This window comes from Pseudomonas sp. B5(2017), from assembly GCF_002112825.1.
Taxonomy (GTDB): domain Bacteria; phylum Pseudomonadota; class Gammaproteobacteria; order Pseudomonadales; family Pseudomonadaceae; genus Aquipseudomonas; species Aquipseudomonas putida_Z.
In genome coordinates this window covers 1-17,690 of sequence record NZ_NEIR01000009.1, presented here as the reverse complement: position 1 = coordinate 17,690, position 17,690 = coordinate 1, and the positions used below count along the sequence as shown (strand labels likewise).

12 protein-coding genes are annotated in these 17,690 nt (G+C 64.1%); 10 read left to right on the top strand and 2 right to left on the bottom strand.

The features are described 5' to 3' along the window. Positions 1-774 (bottom strand): class I SAM-dependent methyltransferase, encoded by a 774-nt coding sequence (locus tag CAG00_RS14890; protein ID WP_085664609.1) that lies wholly within the window; start codon positions 772-774, stop codon positions 1-3. 85 nt (positions 775-859) lie between these two features. Between CAG00_RS14890 and gloB the strand changes: the two genes are divergently transcribed. From gloB to CAG00_RS14855, 7 genes are all read left to right on the top strand, one after another. Further along, the gene (gene gloB, locus CAG00_RS14885; protein ID WP_013973400.1) at positions 860-1,639 is read left to right on the top strand and encodes a hydroxyacylglutathione hydrolase; all 780 of its coding nucleotides are present in this window, start codon (positions 860-862) and stop codon (positions 1,637-1,639) included. 100 nt (positions 1,640-1,739) lie between these two features. Then, the gene (locus CAG00_RS14880) at positions 1,740-3,170 is read left to right on the top strand and encodes a lytic transglycosylase domain-containing protein (RefSeq protein ID WP_085664608.1); all 1,431 of its coding nucleotides are present in this window, start codon (positions 1,740-1,742) and stop codon (positions 3,168-3,170) included. A gap of 279 nt (positions 3,171-3,449) precedes the next feature. Beyond that, positions 3,450-5,279 (top strand): extracellular solute-binding protein, encoded by a 1,830-nt coding sequence (locus tag CAG00_RS14875; protein WP_218191638.1) that lies wholly within the window; start codon positions 3,450-3,452, stop codon positions 5,277-5,279. After that, positions 5,276-7,111: an extracellular solute-binding protein gene (locus tag CAG00_RS14870; protein ID WP_085664606.1), complete on the top strand. Its 1,836-nt coding sequence runs from the start codon at positions 5,276-5,278 to the stop codon at positions 7,109-7,111. The genes CAG00_RS14875 and CAG00_RS14870 overlap by 4 nt, the downstream gene beginning before the upstream one ends. 1 nt (position 7,112) lies before the next feature. Then, positions 7,113-8,186: a microcin C ABC transporter permease YejB gene (locus CAG00_RS14865; RefSeq protein WP_009686399.1), complete on the top strand. Its 1,074-nt coding sequence runs from the start codon at positions 7,113-7,115 to the stop codon at positions 8,184-8,186. A gap of 1 nt (position 8,187) precedes the next feature. Then, positions 8,188-9,207, top strand: a complete 1,020-nt coding sequence (locus tag CAG00_RS14860) for an ABC transporter permease (RefSeq protein WP_085664605.1) — start codon at positions 8,188-8,190, stop codon at positions 9,205-9,207. A gap of 1 nt (position 9,208) precedes the next feature. After that, positions 9,209-10,819, top strand: a complete 1,611-nt coding sequence (locus tag CAG00_RS14855) for an ABC transporter ATP-binding protein (protein WP_085664604.1) — start codon at positions 9,209-9,211, stop codon at positions 10,817-10,819. Positions 10,820-11,257: 438 nt separating this feature from the next. Here the strand turns inward: CAG00_RS14855 and CAG00_RS14850 are convergent, their stop codons facing one another. Beyond that, complete coding sequence (locus CAG00_RS14850) at positions 11,258-12,421, bottom strand: ATP-binding protein (RefSeq protein WP_085664603.1); 1,164 nt, start codon at positions 12,419-12,421, stop codon at positions 11,258-11,260. Positions 12,422-12,602: 181 nt separating this feature from the next. Between CAG00_RS14850 and CAG00_RS14845 the strand changes: the two genes are divergently transcribed. From CAG00_RS14845 to CAG00_RS14835, 3 genes are all read left to right on the top strand, one after another. Beyond that, a complete protein-coding gene (locus CAG00_RS14845; protein WP_085664602.1) occupies positions 12,603-15,533 on the top strand; it encodes an aminotransferase in 2,931 nt (976 codons plus the stop codon). Between the two features lie 74 nt (positions 15,534-15,607). Next, entirely contained in the window at positions 15,608-16,513 is a 906-nt protein-coding gene (locus tag CAG00_RS14840) for a LysR family transcriptional regulator (RefSeq protein WP_025339945.1), read from the top strand. 122 nt (positions 16,514-16,635) lie between these two features. Continuing rightward, positions 16,636-17,595: a hypothetical protein gene (locus tag CAG00_RS14835; RefSeq protein WP_085664601.1), complete on the top strand. Its 960-nt coding sequence runs from the start codon at positions 16,636-16,638 to the stop codon at positions 17,593-17,595. The last annotated feature ends 95 nt before the right edge of the window (positions 17,596-17,690 follow it).

The window sequence follows — 17,690 nt, the reverse complement described above, 5'->3', positions numbered from 1 at the left end:
TCAGTGCTTTTCAGTATCCGGGTTGGCCGCCGCGCGGTTGACCTTGGCCAGTGGCAGCGGCAGCAGCTTGCCCATCGGTTCGCGACGCTCCTGGCGCAACGGCCGCAGGCCCACCACCATCTTGCGCGCTACCAGCAGGTACACCCCGCCACCGGAGCCCTGCCAACCGCCGGCCACCCGTTCCCAGCCCGCCAGGCGCTGCTGCCAGGCCGGTGAGGCAAGCGGCGGACGATAGCACCCGAAGCGGCGTTTCTCCAGCGCGAAGCCCAGCAGGTTGAGCCAGTCGCCCACCCGTGACGGCGAGATGCAACGGGCCTTGCGCAAGGCGCCGTGGCTGAAGAAATGGCGCATGCCCCAGCTGCTCCAGGGGTTGATCCCGACGATCAGCAGGTGCCCGCCAGGGCGCACCGCGCTGGCCGCCTCGCGCAGCAGGCCGTGGGGCGAAAGGCAGAAATCCAGGCCATGCTGCAGCACCACCACGTCGGCGGCGTGCTCGCTCAGCGGCCAGGCCTGCTCCTCGCAGACAATCTCCACCCCCGGCAGCGGTGCACCGAGGCGCACGTTGCGCTGCACCTGGGGCGCGCTGGGCGGTGGCTCGGCGCAGGGCCCGTAGTGCACAAGGTAACCCCCGAAGAAGCGCCCGAGCTCTTCTTCCAGCAGTTTTTCCTCCTCCTTGAGCATCAGTTGGCCGAGTGGGCCGTTGAACCACTCACGGGCCAGGCTGATCAGCTTGACCCAGTCCGGGTCGGCCTGGGCAAAGGCTTGGTCGGTCATTGCGCTCTCCCTCGAAGGTTCTCGCACCGCGCCATCGCGGATAAGATGCCTTCATGTGCCACGCTAGGCGAATCGGATCCGCACCATGATACAGATCGATGCTCTCCCCGCTTTCTCCGACAACTACATCTGGTTGTTACAGGATACTGCCAAACGCCGCTGCGCGGTGGTCGATCCGGGTGACGCCGGCCCAGTGGAACGCTGGCTATCGGCCAACCCCGGCTGGGTACTGAGCGACATCCTGGTCACCCACCACCACAACGACCACGTCGGCGGCGTGGAACGGCTCAAGCAACTGACCGGCGCGCGGGTTTGCGGCCCGGCCCACGAGCGCATTCCCTGCCGTGACCTGGCGCTGGACGAAGGTGACCAGGTGACCGTGCTTGGCGTGACCTTCCAGGTGCTGGCCGTGCCCGGCCATACCCTGGGGCATATCGCCCTGTTCAGCGACCAGCCGGCAACGCCGGTGCTGTTCAGTGGCGACACGCTGTTCGCCGCCGGTTGCGGGCGCATGTTCGAAGGCACCCCCGAACAGATGCAGCCAGCCCTCGCCCGCCTGGCAGCCCTGCCAGAGCAGACCGAGGTGTACTGCGCCCACGAATACACCCTGAGCAACCTGCGTTTCGCCAAGGCGGTGGAACCCGAGAACCCGCACGTTCAGCAGCGGTTCGAGGACGTTACCCGTTTGCGTGCCGACAATCGCATCACATTGCCATCAACGATCGGTCTGGAGCGCCTGACCAACCCCTTCCTGCGCACCTCTGAAACATTAGTTAAACAAAAAGCAGACGAATGGAAGGGACATTCAAACCCCTCGCATGTCGCTGTTTTTGCTGCCTTGAGGTCTTGGAAGGACACCTTCTGATAACCTCAAGATATATCGCAAGCGATGGTCAAAGGTTGACCAGGCCCGGAGCGGTTTCTAGAATCGCCGAAATTTTTCGCCCGGAAACCTGTGTCAGCCGATGTCTTCCCGAAGCCGCAGAACCTCTCATTCCGTCGCCCTGACGCGCCTGGCCCAAATCAGTGCGCTGGCCCTGGCCGCCACTTTGGTGGGCTGCCAGAGCACCCGTCAGCTCGACGAATCCGATAGCGTTCGCGCTCACAACTACCAGGCGCGGATCAAACACAAGCCTTCACCGTTGCTGGTCAAGCCGGCCGAGCAGGCGCCACAGGACGTATGGGAACGCATGCGCCAGGGCTTTGCCCTGCAGGACAACATCGACGTCAACCCGCGCATCGAGCAGCAGCGCCTGTGGTTCGCCAGCAACCCAAGCTACATCGAAAGCGCCGGCGAGCGTGGCAGCCTCTACCTGCACTACATCGTCGAGCGCCTCGAGGAACGCGACATGCCGCTGGAACTGGCCCTGCTGCCAGCCATCGAGAGCGCCTACAACCCGATGGCCTACTCGCGCGCCCATGCCGCGGGGATGTGGCAGTTCATTCCGTCCACCGGCCGCCACTTCAATCTGCGCCAGACCAACTTCTACGATGGCCGTCGCGACGTGACCGCCTCGACCAACGCCGCCCTGGACTACCTCAGCCGCCTGCACGACATGTTCAACGGCGACTGGCTGCTGGCCCTGGCTGCCTACAACGCCGGCGAAGGCACAGTCAGCCGCGCCATCGAGCGCAACGAACGGCTCGGCCTGCCCACCGACTACTGGAACCTGCCGCTGCCGCAGGAGACCCGCGACTACGTGCCCAAGCTGCTGGCCCTGTCGCAGGTGGTACTCACGCCGGAAGCCTATGGCGTGAACCTGAACCCGATCGCCAACGAACCCTACTTCGAGGCGGTGGCCATCAACGACCGCCTCGACCTGTCGCGGGTAGCGGCCTTCGCCAACATCGACGAAGACGAGCTGATCCAGCTCAACCCGGCATTCAAGAAGCGCATGACCGTGGATGGCCCGCAGCAGCTGCTGGTACCCACCGCCAAGGCGCAGCTGCTGAGCGACAGCCTGTCCAACCTCAAGCCCGAGCAACTGGTCAGCCTGCAGCCGAACAAGGCGGTGTTCGCCCGCGCCGTGGCCGAAGCCAAGGCCCCTGTGGCGGCGCGCAGCTACCGGGTCAAGCGCGGCGACAACCTGGGCGCCATCGCCAAGGCCAACCGCGTTTCGGTCAAGGACATCAAGCGCTGGAACCGTCTCACCGGCAACAGCGTGCGCGCTGGCCAGGTCCTGGCCCTGCGCGGTGGCAGCGCGCCGAGCGCTGCTGGCAATCGGGTAGCCGCCTCCGGGCAGCGCTCCACGCAGTACAAGGTACGCAAAGGCGATTCGCTGTACCTGGTGGCCAAGCGCTTCAACGTGGAAATGAAGCACCTCAAACGCTGGAACCCGCGCAGCGGCCATGCCCTGAAGCCAGGCCAGACCCTCACCGTCTACCTCTCGCATTGATCCCCGCCTGCCGCATTGACGCGGTGGCTGTAGGAGCGGCCTTGTGTCGCGATCGGGCTGCGCAGCAGCCCCAGATTATTGAAGGTGATGCCGATATCGCTGGGGCTGCTGCGCAGCCCGATCGCGACACAAGGCCGCTCCTACAGCTACCGCGTCATTCCCATTGGACAGAAGCAGGCACGCCCGCCAACCCCACCTTCAAAACCTCTCTTTTTCCAACCCCACCAAGCTGTTACTGTACCCCGATCAAAGCCCAACGCCTCTGGATCGGATGCCGACTTGATACGTCCCCTCCTGCTGTCACTCAGCCTGGCCTTGAGCTTTCCCGCAGCCGCGATGGTGAGCGAAAGCCACGGATACGCGCAGTTCGGCACGCTCAAGTACCCAGCCACATTCACCCATTTCGACTGGGTCAACCCGCAAGCGCCCAAGGGCGGCACCTTGCGGGCCATGGCTTTCGGTACCTTCGACACCCTCAACCCCTACACCTTCAAGGGGTCGAGCCCGATTACCACGCCCAATTTCCAGCAATACGGCATCAGCGAGCTGAACGAGCCGCTGATGGTCGGCACCGGCCAGTACGACCCGTCCGGCGACGAGCCGACCTCCAGCTACGGCCTGATCGCCCGCTCGGTGGAGTACAGCGAGGACCGCAGCTGGGTGGTGTTCAACCTGCGCCCGGAAGCCCACTGGCATGACGGCAAGCCGATCACCTCGGCAGACGTGGCTTTCTCCTACCGCACGCTGCTCAAGGATGGCCACCCGATCTACCGCACCAACCTGCAGGAAGTGCAGCGGGTGGACATCCTCGGCCCGCTGCGCATCCGCTTCGTGTTCAAGCGCGCCGGCAACCCGCTGCTGATCCTGCGCCTGGGCGAAATGCCGGTGCTGCCCAAGCACTACTGGCAAAAGCGCGACTTCAAGGCCACCACCTTCGAGCCCCCGCTGGGCAGCGGCCCCTACCGCATCACCCAGGTCCAGCCTGGGCGCCGGCTGGTGTTCGAACGGGTGAAGAACTACTGGGGCAAGGACCTGGCGGTAAACCGTGGCAAATACAACTTCAACCGCGTGGAATACGAGTTCTACCGCGACGCCACGGTCGCCTTCGAAGCGTTCAAGGCCGGCGAGTTCGACATCTATATCGAGCACCAGGCGAAGAACTGGGCCAACGGCTACAACTTCCCGGCCGTGCGCCGGGGCGAGGTGATCAAGGCGCAGATCCCGCACCGCATCCCCACGCAAACCCAGGGCCTGTTCATGAACAGCCGCCGGGCCACCTTCAGCGACCCACGGGTACGCCAGGCGCTGGGGCTGATGCTCGACTTCGAGTGGACCAACCGCGCCCTGTTCAGCGGCGCCTACCGCCGCTCGACCAGCTACTACCCCAACAGCGAATTCGCCGCTACCGGCCTGCCTACCGGCAAGGAATGGCTGCTGCTGGCGCCGTTCCGTGACCAGTTGCCGGCCAGCTTGTTCAGCGAACCCTACAAGGTCAGCCAGAGCGATGGCCGTGGCATCAGCCGCCAGACCCTGCGCCAGGCCCTCGGCCTGCTCGCCGAAGCCGGCTGGAAGCTGAACGGCCAGCGCCTGGTCGACAGCAAGGGCCAGCAGCTGCGCATGGAGCTGCTGCTGGTAAACCCCAACCTTGAACGCATCCTGCAACCGTATGTCGAAAACCTGGCCAGCATCGGCATCGATGCGCGCTTGCGTACCGTGGACCGCGCCCAGTACAAACAACGCCTGGACCAGTTCGATTTCGACATGATTCTGATGACCCTGAACCAGACCCTGAGCCCGGGCCTCGAACAGTGGCTGTACTTCCACTCCAGCCAGGCCACGACCAAGGGCAGCAAGAACTATGCTGGGGTCAAGGACCCGGTGGTCGACCATCTGCTCGACACCCTGCTCGCCGCCCGTACCCGCGATGACCAGGTCGCCGCCGCCCGCGCCCTGGACCGCGTGCTCTCATGGCAGTACTACATGATCCCCAACTGGTACCTCGACAATCATCGCCTGGCCTACCGTAACCGGTTCGCCTTCGTCACCACGCCGCCCTACACCCTTGGGCTGAACAGCTGGTGGATCAAGACTTCGGAGAAAGCCCAATGACGCCAACGCACCGACTGCGCCGGCTGGCCGGCAGCCTGTTGCTTGCCTGCCTGAGCCTTCCCGCCCTGGCCGCACCGCAACATGCGCTCACCCTGTACGACGAGCCACCCAAGTACCCCGCCGACTTCAAGCACTTCGCCTACGTCAACCCTGACGCACCCAAGGGTGGCACCTTCCGCCAGTCCAGCTTCGGCGGTTTCGACAGCCTCAACCCGTTCATCAACAAGGGCGTGCCGGCCGAGAACATCAGCAGCATCTACGACACCCTGATGCGCCAGAGCCAGGACGAGCCGTTCACCGAGTACGGCCTGGTGGCCGGCAAGATCGAAAAGGCCCCGGACAACAGCTGGGTGCGCTTCTACCTGCGCCCCGAGGCACGCTTCCACGACGGCCACCCGATGCGCGCCGACGACGTCGTATTCACCTTCAATGCCCTGATCAAGGACGGCGCGCCGCTGTACCGCCAGTACTACGCCGACGTCGCCGAAGTGGTCGCCGAAGACCCGCTGACGGTGCTGTTCACCTTCAAGCACAAGAACAACCGCGAGCTGCCGCTGATTCTCGGCCAACTGCCGGTACTGCCCAAGCACTGGTACGAAAGCCGCGATTTCAACCGCGGCAACCTGGAAATCCCGCTGGGCAGCGGCCCGTACAAGGTCGCCGAGGTCAAGGCCGGGCGCTCGGTGCGCTACGAGCGGGTCAAGGACTACTGGGCCAAGGACCTGCCGATCAACCGCGGCTTCTACAACTTCGACGTCATGACCTTCGACTCCTACCGCGACACCACCGTCGCCCTGGAGGCACTCAAGGCTGGTGCGTTCGACTATGCGCTGGAAGTCAGCGCGAAGAACTGGGCCACCGCCTACAACGTACCCGCCGTGCGCGATGGCCGCCTGATCAAGGAAGAATTGCCCAACGGCAACCCCACGGGCATGCAGGGCTTCATCTTCAACATCCGCCGCCCGGTGTTCCAGGACGTACGCGTGCGCCAGGCGCTGAGCCTGCTGCTGGACTACGAGTGGACCAACAAGCAGCTGTTCAACGGTGCCTACACCCGTACCGGCAGCTACTTCGACAATTCGGAAATGGCCGCCCGCGGCCTGCCCGGCCCCAGCGAGCTGAAAATCCTCGAACCATTGCGTGGCAAGGTACCCGAGCAGGTATTCAGCGAAGCCTTCCGCAACCCGGTCAGCGACGGCAGCGGCATGATCCGCGAACAGCAGCGCCAGGCCTACAAGCTGCTGCAGGAAGCCGGCTGGAAAATCGTCGACGACAAGATGGTCGACGCCCAGGGCAAGCCGGTGAGCATCGAGTTCCTGCTGGCACAGACCGAGTTCGAACGCATCCTGCTGCCGTTCAAGCGCAACCTCGCCGACCTTGGCATCGACCTGAATATCCGCCGGGTCGACGTGTCCCAGTACATCACCCGCCTGCGCTCGCGCGACTACGACATGATCGTCGGTGGCTACCCGCAGTCCAACTCGCCGGGCAACGAGCAGCGCGAGTTCTGGTCCAGTGCCGCCGCCGACAACCCCGGCAGCCGCAACTTCATCGGCCTGCGCGACCCGGCCATCGACCAGCTGGTGGAACAGCTGATCAATGCCGATTCGCGGCAGAGCCTGATCGACCACTGCCGGGCCCTCGACCGCGTACTGCTGTGGGGCTACTACGTGATCCCAAACTGGCACATCAAGACCTGGCGCGTGGCCTACTGGAACCACATCGGCCACCCGGACGTCTCGCCCAAGTACGACATCGGCATCGACACCTGGTGGATCAAGCCCGGCGTAACCCCGGCCGTCAGCGAAACCACTGCGGACGAGGCCGAATAACATGCTGGCCTACATCCTGCGCCGCCTGCTGCTGATCATCCCGACCCTGTTCGGCATCCTGATCATCAACTTCATCATCGTCCAGGCCGCCCCCGGCGGCCCGGTCGAGCAGATGATCGCCAAGCTCGAAGGTTTCGAAGGCGCCACCAGCCGCATTGCCGGTGGCGGTGCCGAAGTGTCCGTGGCCGGCTCCAACTACCGTGGCGCCCAGGGCCTGGACCCGGCACTGATCGCCGAGATCGAACGCATGTACGGCTTCGACAAGTCGCCGCCCGAGCGCCTGTGGATCATGATCAAGAACTACGCCCGGCTGGACTTCGGCGACAGCTTCTTCCGCGATGCCAAGGTCATCGACCTGATCATCGAGAAGATGCCGGTGTCGATTTCGCTGGGGCTGTGGAGCACGCTGATCATGTACCTGGTGTCGATCCCGCTGGGCATTGCCAAGGCCGTGCGCCACGGCAGCCATTTCGACGTGTGGACCAGTTCGGCGATCATCGTCGGCTACGCCATCCCGGCGTTCCTGTTCGCCATCCTGCTGATCGTGCTGTTCGCCGGCGGCAGCTACTTCGACTGGTTCCCGCTGCGCGGCCTCACCTCCAACAACTTCGACGAGCTGAGCACCACCGGCAAGGTGCTGGACTACTTCTGGCACCTGGTGCTGCCGATCACCGCGCTGGTCATCGGCAACTTCGCCACCATGACCTTGCTGACCAAGAACAGCTTCCTCGACGAGATCAACAAGCAATACGTGGTCACCGCCAAGGCCAAGGGCCTGAGCCGGCCACGGGTGCTGTACGGCCATGTGTTCCGCAACGCCATGCTGCTGGTGATTGCCGGTTTCCCTTCGGCGTTCATCGGCATCTTCTTCACCGGTTCCTTGCTGATCGAGGTGATCTTCAGCCTCGACGGCCTCGGCCTGATGAGTTTCGAGGCAGCCATCAACCGTGACTACCCGGTGGTCTTCGGCACCCTGTTCATCTTCACCCTGCTGGGGCTGGTGGTGAAACTGATCGGCGACCTGACCTACACCCTGGTCGATCCACGCATCGACTTCGCCAGCCGGGAGCACTGACATGGCCTTGTCCCCCCTCAACCGCCGGCGCTTCGAGCGCTTCAAGGCCAACCGCCGTGGCTGGTGGTCGCTGTGGCTGTTCCTGATCCTGTTCGGCCTGAGCCTGGGCGCCGAGCTGATCGCCAACGACAAGCCGATTGCCGTGCGCTACGACGGCGAATGGTACTTCCCGGCGTTCAAGCGCTACCCGGAAACCACCTTTGGCGGCGAATTCCCGCTGGAAGCCAACTACAAGAGCCCGTACATCCGCGAACTGCTGGAGAAGAAAGACAGCTTCGTGCTGTGGGCACCGATCCCGTTCAGCTACCAGAGCATCAACTACGACCTGCGCGTACCCGCCCCGGCCCCACCTTCGGCGGACAACTGGCTGGGTACCGACGACCAGGGCCGCGATGTGCTGGCACGGGTGATCTACGGCTTCCGCATTTCCGTGCTGTTCGCCCTGACCCTGACCGTGCTCAGCTCAATCGTCGGCGTGATCGCCGGCGCCTTGCAGGGCTTCTATGGCGGCTGGGTCGACCTGGCCGGGCAACGTTTCCTGGAAGTCTGGTCGGGCCTGCCGGTGCTGTACCTGCTGATCATCCTCGCCAGCTTCGTGCAGCCCAACTTCTGGTGGTTGCTGGGCATCATGCTGCTGTTCTCGTGGATGAGCCTGGTGGACGTGGTACGCGCCGAGTTCCTGCGCGGGCGCAACCTGGAATACGTGCGCGCAGCCCGCGCGTTGGGGATGCGCAACGGCGCGATCATGTACCGGCACATCCTGCCCAACGCCATGATCTCGACCATGACCTTCATGCCGTTCATTCTCACCGGCGCCATCGGCACCCTCACCGCCCTGGACTTCCTCGGCTTCGGCCTGCCGCCGGGCGCACCATCGCTGGGCGAGCTGGTGGCCCAGGGCAAGTCCAACCTGCAGGCCCCATGGCTGGGCATCAGCGCCTTCGCCGTGCTGGCGCTGATGCTGAGCCTGCTGGTGTTCATCGGCGAATCCGCCCGCGATGCCTTCGACCCGAGGAAGTGACATGAGTGAACAGAACCTGATCGAAGTGCGCGACCTGGCGGTGGAGTTCGTCACCGGGGACCAGGCCCACCGCGTTGTGAACGGCATCAGCTTCGACATCCGCAAGGGTGAGACGCTGGCACTGGTGGGCGAGAGTGGCTCGGGCAAATCGGTTACCGCACACTCGCTCCTGCGCCTGCTGCCCTACCCCCTGGCCCGCCACCCCAGCGGCAGCATCCGCTACGAGGGCAAGGACCTGCTGCAGCAGAACGAGAAGACCATGCAGCGCATTCGCGGCAACCGCATTGCAATGATCTTCCAGGAGCCGATGACCTCGCTGAACCCGTTGCACTGCATCGAGAAGCAGATCAACGAAATCCTCCTGTTGCACAAGGGCCTGACCGGCAAGGAGGCCACGGCGCGCACCCTGGAGCTGTTGGAGATGGTCGGCATTCCCGAGCCACGCAAGCGCCTGAAGGCACTGCCCCATGAGCTGTCGGGCGGGCAGCGCCAGCGGGTGATGATCGCCATGGCCCTGGCCAACGAGCCGGAACTGCTGATTGCGGATGAGCCGACCACGGCGCTGGACGTGACCGTGCAGTTGAAGATTCTCGAACTGCTCAAGGAACTGCAGGCGCGTCTGGGCATGGCCCTGCTGCTGATCAGCCATGACCTGAACCTGGTGCGGCGCATCGCCCACCGTGTGTGCGTGATGCAGCACGGGCAGATTGTCGAGCAGGCCGAATGCGCCAGGCTGTTCAGCGCACCGCAGCACCACTACACGCAGATGCTGATCAATGCCGAACCCAGCGGGCTACCGGCGCACAACCCGGTGGGCGCGCCGTTGCTGGAGGTGGATGACCTCAAGGTGTGGTTCCCGATCAAGAAGGGCCTGCTGCGGCGCACGGTCGACCATGTGAAGGCGGTTGACGGGGTCAACTTCAGCTTGCCGCAAGGGCAGACGCTGGGGATTGTCGGCGAGTCCGGGTCGGGCAAGTCGACTTTGGGTTTGGCGATCTTGCGGCTGATCTCCAGCCAGGGCGGCATTCGCTTTCATGGGCAGGATCTGGAAGGGCTGAACCAGAAGGCCGTGCGCCCGTTGCGCCGGGAAATGCAGGTGGTGTTCCAGGACCCGTTCGGCAGCCTGAGCCCGCGCATGTGCGTGGAGGATATTGTCGGCGAAGGGTTGCGCATCCACCGCATCGGCACGGCGCAGGAACAGGAAGCAGCGATTATTGCGGCCCTGGAGGAAGTGGGGCTGGACCCACGCACGCGGCATCGCTATCCGCATGAGTTTTCCGGTGGGCAGCGCCAGCGCATTGCCATTGCCCGGGCGTTGGTATTGAAGCCGGCGCTGATCCTGCTGGATGAACCTACCTCGGCGCTGGACCGCACGGTGCAGCGGCAGGTGGTGGAGTTGCTGCGCAATCTGCAGCAGAAATACAACCTGACCTACCTGTTCATCAGCCATGACCTGGCGGTGGTCAAGGCGTTGAGCCACCAGTTGATGGTGATCAAGCATGGGCATGTGGTGGAACAAGGGGATGCACAGGCGATCTTCCATGCGCCGCAGCATCCGTATACCCGGCAGTTGCTGGAGGCGGCGTTCTTGGAAGTGGATGCGGCTAGTTAGCTTTTGACCGCGCCGGCTTCAAGCCATGCGCTATCCCTGTGGGAGCTGGCTTGCCGGCGATGGGCCGCAAAGCGGCCCGCTTTCGGCGAGGTGAAAAACAGACTTATCCCCTTCCTTGTAGGCCATTTCCCAATCCTCGCCGAACCCAAGACTTGCACCAAGGCTGATTAATATGTCGCCAGGGCCGGCCCTTTCGCGGGCACGCCCGCTCCCACAGGGCCACCACAGGTTTCAAGACTTGCGCAGTACCTGTGGGAGCGGGCGTGCCCGCGAAGAGGCCGGCCCAGGCAGTCGAGAATTTTCAGGGGATTCAAAATGACCACGGAATACACCCAATTCACTGTCGAGAAGCCGATGATGATCTGGGCTGCCCACTACCTGAGTGCGATAGGCAAGGCGCTGATGGATCCGGCGCCAGCTGGCCTAGGCTGATGCAGCTCAGAGCCGGCCCAACAACTCCTGCCGCTCGCGCCAGATCTCCTGTACAAAGGGGTCGGTCACCCCATACAGCCCATGCCCCCGACGCATGATCAGGTTAGCGGCCAGCAGTTCGTTGGCAACCGGCTGTATCTCTTCGACACGCACTTCACGCCCCACAGACTTCGAATACTCGGCCGCCGCTTCGTTGGAGAACACCCCACGCGCATCGCCTTCGACGGATGCGATCCGGGCAAAAATCGCCTCAGCCAGGACGCCCAGCTCCTCTACTTTCATCAGCTCCAGGTCAGCAGCCGCCGACCGCAGCGTTGATGCGATTACCGGCAGCACCTCATCCGGCCCTATCCCGGACGCAGGTGAGTGAACCAACTGCCGAAGTGCACGAATGAACTCCTCGGGCCTGCTGCCCAGCGTTTTGAATGCCTGTGCCGCGACATCCAGCGACGGCAAGTTGCCCAGGCCATCTTTTGCGAGCCGCTTGAGCCAGAATTCGACATAGTCCCTGTCCAGCACCGGATACGGCACGTTTGTGGCACCGGCAAAAGCCTGGTTACGCCGCGCGGTCAACTCGTTGACCATCGCCCGGTGAGAGCCGGTACCGATGAACAGGAAGTGCCCTGGCGTGTTCGGGCGCGGATTGATGGCATCGCGCGCAGCCTTGAGCGCCAGCATCATCTGTTGGCCGTCCTCGGTTGTGATTGCCTGCTGCACCTCGTCGACGACCAGCACGACGTCAGTCCTGGCCTGGTCCACAACCTCGGTCAGCGCTTCCGCCAGTGTGACACCGCCCTCTGTGCCCAAGGTTTCCAGGTTGAAGCCAAACTTCAGCCCAGCCACTTCGACCTCCGCGCCACGCAGGGCCTTGAGTTTCTGCAAGAAAGCCGAGGTAGGTTTCTGAAGATCAGCAAGGGCTTTACGCACTGCGGCGAGGACTAGCACGACCGGGCTGGTCTGGGTATCACTCCAGAGGTCGACATAGATCACCAATGCACCCATTTCCTCCAGGGCAGGGATCAAGTCGTTCTTTAAAAAGGTGGTTTTACCAGTCCTGCGCAGCCCGGAGAAAAACAGCCCTGATCTCAAGCCGATATCCAGGGCGGACGGTTTCAACAGCTGCCTGGCCATGTCGGCAGCCAGTTCACGGCGCGGGAAGATGTCGATCATGGCTTTATCCGAAATTATTGAATAACAATAATTATTGGCAGAGAATAATTTAATGTAAAGGCGTACAGGCAGGGCGGTTCGAAAGCCATCATCAAATTTTCTGACAACAATCGTCTTCCATCATCAGCCAGATCGGGCATAAATTCTCCACCGTCAACCCCAGCAGCAACGGTAGAGCCCCATGTCCAGCCCACAACACCAGCCCGCCTCCCCTGCCCTGACCACGCTGATCCTGCGCTCCGGCCTGCCCAGCCCTGCGCTCGGCGAAGCCCAGGCACATGCCGTGCTGCAAACGCACTACGGCATTGCCGGCAACCTCTCGGCACTAGGCAGCCAACAGGACCTGAACTTCCGTGTAGACGCACCACAAGGCCGTTTCGTGCTCAAGGCCTGCCACGGCAGCTACGCCCAGCTGGAGCTCGAGGCCCAGCACGCGGCCCTGGCCTACCTGCGCGAACAGGGCTTGCCAGTGCCCGCCGTGCGCCCGGCCAGCGATGGCCAGATGCTGCTGGCGCTGGAAATAGACGGGCAACCGCTGCGCATGCGCCTGCTCGACTACATCGACGGCCAGCCACTGACCCGCCTCAAGCACATGGAACCACGCCTGATGGCCGAGCTCGGCGGGCTCTGCGCGCGGCTGGACAAGGCCTTGGCCACTTTCGACCACCCGGGCCTGGCGCGCACCCTGCAATGGGACCCGCAACATGCCCAGCCACTGATCCAGCACCTGCTGCCCGTGCTGGGCAACGCCGAGCAACGCGCGCGCATCGAGCAGGCCACCCAGCTGGCCGCCGAGCACCTGGCGCCGCTGGTCGACCAGCTGCCAAGCCAGGCCGTGCACCTGGACATCACCGACGACAACGCCGTCTGGGCCCGCGATGGCGAGCGCCAGTGGCAGCTGCAAGGGGTGATCGATTTCGGCGACCTGTTACGCACCTGGCGCATCGCCGACTTGTCGGTGACCTGCGCGGCGCTGTTGCACCACGCCGAGGGCGACCCGCTGCGCATCCTGCCGGCCGTGCGTGCCTACCAGGCGCTCAACCCTCTGAGCGAAGCCGAACTGCGGGCGCTGTGGCCACTGGTGCTCAACCGCGCCGCCGTGCTGGTGCTGAGCAGCGAGCAGCAGCTCGCCGTCGACCCCGGCAACCAGTACACCCGCGACAACATCGCCCATGAATGGGAAATCTTCGACACGGCCACCGCCGTACCTTTCGCATTGATGGAAGCGGCCATCCTGCAGGCTGCGGGCTTGCAGCCTGCCACGCCGGACCTGAGCGGCTGCGTCCCCCTGCTCCCGGAACTGGATGGGCAGGTTGTGACGCGCGTCGACCTGGGCGTGCTCAGCGAGCATTGCGAGGCGGGCAACTGGGAGCAACCGGGCTTCGACCAGCACCTGCTGACCACGCAACCGGCCCCGGCCTGCAGCCTGCACGGGCAGTATCGCCTGTCGCAAACCCATATCGACCGCCCCGAAGAGCCCGCCACCTGTGCCCTGGGCGTCGAGCTGCATGTACCCAACGGCAGCCTGGTGCAAGCGCCAGATGCCGGCACCTGGCAGCGCCATGGCGACGGCCGTGGCTGCCTGCGCAGCGCGCACTGGGCATTGTGGCTGCAAGGCCTGGAAGATGCGCCTGCAGATGGCCAGGCCGTGGAAAAAGGCCAGTCGCTGGGCAGCAGTTGTGGCTTCCTCAGCGTGCAGCTGTGCCTGGATAGCGGCATCCAGCCGCCGTTCTTCGCCACCCCATCCCAGGCGGCCGCCTGGCTGGCCCTGTGCCCGTCACCAGCTGCATTGCTGGGCTTCGACTGCAATGCCGAGCCGCTGCCCGATCCACAGGTCCTGCTGGCCCGCCGCGATGCCAGCTTTGCCCGCTCGCAGAAGCACTACTACGCGCAACCGCCTCACATCGAACGCGGCTGGCGCAACTACCTGATCGACATGCAGGGCCGCTCGTACCTGGACATGCTCAACAACGTCGCGGTGCTGGGCCACGGCCACCCGCGCATGGTCGCCGAGTCGGCACGGCAGTGGTCGCTGCTGAACACCAACTCGCGTTTCCACTACGCGGCCATCACCGAGTTCTCCGAACGCCTGCTGGATTTGGCACCCGAAGGTTTCGACCGGGTGTTCATGGTCAACAGCGGCACCGAAGCCAACGACCTGGCGATTCGCCTGGCCTGGGCCTACAGCGGCGGCCGCGACCTGCTCAGCGTGCTGGAGGCCTACCACGGCTGGTCGGTGGCCACCGATGCCATTTCCACTTCCATCGCCGACAACCCGCAGGCCCTGGAAACCCGCCCGGACTGGGTGCACCCGGTCGAGGCACCGAACACCTTCCGCGGCCGCTTCCGTGGCGCCGACAGCGCCACCGACTACCTGCGCGACGTCGACGCCAAGCTGGCCGACCTCGACGCCCGTGGCCGCCAGTTGGCGGGCATCATCTGCGAGCCGGTGTACGGCAATGCCGGTGGTATTTCGTTGCCGGCCGGTTACCTGCGCGAAGCCTATGCCAAGGTCCGCGCCCGGGGCGGCGTGTGCATCGCCGACGAAGTGCAGGTCGGCTATGGCCGCCTGGGCGAGTACTTCTGGGGCTTCGAGGAACAGGGCGTGGTGCCCGACATCATCACCATGGCCAAGGGCATGGGCAACGGCCAGCCACTGGGCGTGGTCATCACCCGCCGCGAGATCGCCGAAGCGCTGGAGGCCGAGGGCTACTTCTTCTCCTCGGCCGGCGGCAGCCCGGTCAGTTGCCGCATCGGCATGGCGGTGCTGGATGTGATGCAGGAAGAAGGCCTGTGGGACAACGCCCGCGACACCGGGCGCTATTTCAAGGCGCGCCTGCAGGCACTGGTGGACAAGCATCCGCTGGCTGGCGCGGCACATGGTTCGGGCTTCTACCTGGGGCTGGAACTGGTGCGCGACCGCGCAACGCTGGAACCGGCAACCGAGGAAACCATGGCCCTGTGCAACCGCCTGCGTGACCTGGGCATCTTCATGCAGCCGACCGGTGATTACCTGAACATCCTCAAGATCAAGCCGCCGATGTGCACCACCCGGGCGAGCGTGGACTACTTTGTCGACAGCATTGATCGGGTGCTCTCCGAAGACCTGTAAAGCATTGCGAAGCTGGCCGAGGAGTGTTCATACTTTTCGGCCACAACGCTTCCTCGTCATCAGGTTTACTGACAATGGCCTTTACCAGCGACTCCCTGGCAATCTTCCTCGCGGTGCTGGAGGCAGGCTCGTTCTCTGCCGCCGCGCGCAAGCTGGGGCGTGTGCCTTCGGCCGTGAGCATGGCCATCGCCCAACTGGAGGCGGAGCTGGACCTGGTGCTGTTCGACCGGGCCACGCGCAAAGCCTTGCCCACCAGTGCCGCCCTGGCCCTGGAGCCCCAGGCCAGGCAGGTGATCTGCCAGCTCAACCTGCTCGACGCCCAGGCCCTGCAACTGCACAAGGGCCTGGAAAAGCGCCTGACCATCGCCATGGCCCCCGAACTGCAGACCGGCCGCTGGAGCCAGCCGCTGGAAACCCTCGCCCAGGAATTTCCCAGCCTGGAAATCGAAGTGCGCTCGGCCACCCAGGCAGAAGCCATCCGCCTGCTGCATGACGGCAGCGTGCAACTGGCACTGGTCTTCGAACGGCCTGGCATCGACGAGCGCGAGTCATTCCTGGAAGCCGGCAGCCAGTTGCTGGTGGCCGTCGCCTCCCCCCGCCATCCAGCCGGGCAGAACAACGGCATGCCATTGCCGGAAGAGGCTTTCGCCGAACAGCGGCAAATCATCGTGGCTTCGGGCAAGGCCACCGGGTCGGACCCGCGCATGGTGCTGTCGCGGCGCATCTGGCTGACCGACAGCTACCTGGCCACGCTCGACCTGGTGCAATCGGGGCTCGGTTGGGCCTACCTGCCGCAGCCGTTGGTCGAGCCATTGATTGCTTCGGGCGCGCTGGCGGAGGTGCGCTTCGACAACATGGCCAGCCGGTTGCGCTTGTGGGTGGACATCATCTGGGTCAAGTCGCGCCCGTTGGGCCTGGGCGCGCGGCGTTACCTTGACGTGATGCGCCAATGCTTTGAAACAGAATCCCCGAGGTCCTGAGCGATACGACCACCTCGTCCGAAAGCGAAAAATCCTACAACTGGTTAGGAAGCCAATAACTACCTGCGGCATTGATTCCCCGTTAGGTTTCTGCTCGCCATCAAGAAGAAAAGGAACTTCTCATGTCGAGCCAGTCCGCGCAGGGCTACGTGCAGTCGGTCGATCACTTCGCCAACCAGCAGCGCCAACCAGAAGAGACCCTCTACCTTTTACTGGACCCATTCGCCGGCTGCCCGCCTGAGCACCCGCTGGCCATCGCTGCCCTCAGCGAAGCGCTGGGTAGTGATGCCGTAACGCGCGTCGACTGCAGCGGGCTGGTGCAGGATCCTGAGTGCTGTCCAGCTCTGGTGCGGCTCGCCAAACCCGGCGATGCGCCCACAGCCCTTGCCCCATTAAGCGCGACCTGCGCCGCTCGTGAATCGGCAGCTACCTGGCACTACGTGTGTGGCTGGCTGATCAGCGATCAACCCGCCGACCTCATCGCCCAGCACATCAGCCAGCAGTGTCAGGTGCTGCGTCAACCAGAACCGCACGGTATCACCGCCTGGTTCGAACCCGTGCGGCTGGCGCTGCTGCGCGCAACCCTGAAAAACGCAGGCGAAGTCCTCGGGCCTGTTCGCAGCTGGCTATATCCCGATGGTTGTGGCAGTTGCGAGGTATTCGAGCGAGAACCCATGGCTGGCGAACTGGCCGTCCCCGAGGCCGTAAGGGCGACCCAGCACGTCGCACCACAGATCATTCAACTGCTCGGCGCCTGGCATCGCCTGAGTGCCGTGCAGCATCCCCATGGACCCTGGCACTTCGCAGGTTCCTCAGGCTTGCCGGAAAACGCCCCCACCCATGCCATGAACCTGATCCTCAAGGCCTTCAGGCAAGGCCTGCGCGACCGTGCCGATATCCAGTGCATGTGCCTGCACATGCTCATGATCCACCCACTGCTCCTTCAGCACCCGACCATCCAGCACGAGGTGGAAAAGGCAGCGGCCGGCGAGCAGCGCCTGGCGGACCGCTTCGCCAGCTACGACGACTGCACCTGGTCGCACATCGTCGCCGGCCTGCCGAAGGCAAGGAGTTACTCATGAGCATCAGCAAAGCCATCCACATCGCCATGCAGGAAGAGATCCCCAACACCTACGGCACCTGTAATGCCTGCGAACGCTCCGGCCTGCCGATTCTG